This is a genomic window from Streptomyces sp. SID12501 (assembly GCF_010550245.1).
Classification (GTDB): Bacteria; Actinomycetota; Actinomycetes; order Streptomycetales; family Streptomycetaceae; genus Streptomyces.
In genome coordinates this window covers 1-716 of the sequence record NZ_JAAGLU010000191.1, presented here as the reverse complement: position 1 = coordinate 716, position 716 = coordinate 1, and the positions used below count along the sequence as shown (strand labels likewise).

Annotated in this window: 1 pseudogene; it reads right to left on the bottom strand. The window is 70.0% G+C overall.

What is annotated here, in order from left to right:
- Positions 1–716 (bottom strand): annotated as a pseudogene (locus G3I71_RS45170) (glycogen debranching enzyme); the annotation flags it as partial.

The window sequence follows — 716 nt, the reverse complement described above, 5'->3', positions numbered from 1 at the left end:
ACCTGCTGACCCGCGCCGGTCATGGAGGAGTAGCCGTTGTGGGGCGCGAAGAACCCGATGGTGTTGTAGCCCCAGTAGTTCGACAGCCCCTTCTCCTGCAGCGAGGGGTCGTTGACGAACTGGTGCACCGGCATGAGCTCGATCGCCGTCACGCCCAGGTCCGCCAGGTGCTCGACCACCGCGGGGTGCGCGATCCCGGCGTACGTGCCGCGCAGCTCCTCCGGCACCGCCGGGTGCTGCATCGTCAGGCCCTTGACGTGGGCCTCGTACAGGATCGTCTCGTGGTACTGGTGGCCCGGCGGGCGGTCGTGGCCCCAGTCGAAGAACGGGTTCACGACGACCGACGTCATGGTGTGCGCGGCGGAGTCCGACTCGTTGCGCGTCTCCGGGTCGCCGAACGTGTACGAGTAGAGCGACGGGTCGCCGTCGATCTGGCCGTCGATGGCGTTCGCGTACGGGTCGAGCAGCAGCTTCGACGGGTCGCAGCGGTGCCCCTGCGCGGGGTCGTACGGGCCGTGCACGCGGTACCCGTAGCGCTGGCCGGGCGCGATCTGCGGCAGGTAGCCGTGCCAGACGAACGCGTCCACCTCGGGCAGGTCGATCCGCGTCTCGGAGCCGTCGTCGTCGAGCAGGCACAGCTCGACCCGCTCGGCGACGCCGGAGTACAGGGCGAAGTTGGTCCCCGTGCCGTCGTACGTGGCGCCGAGGGGGTAGGG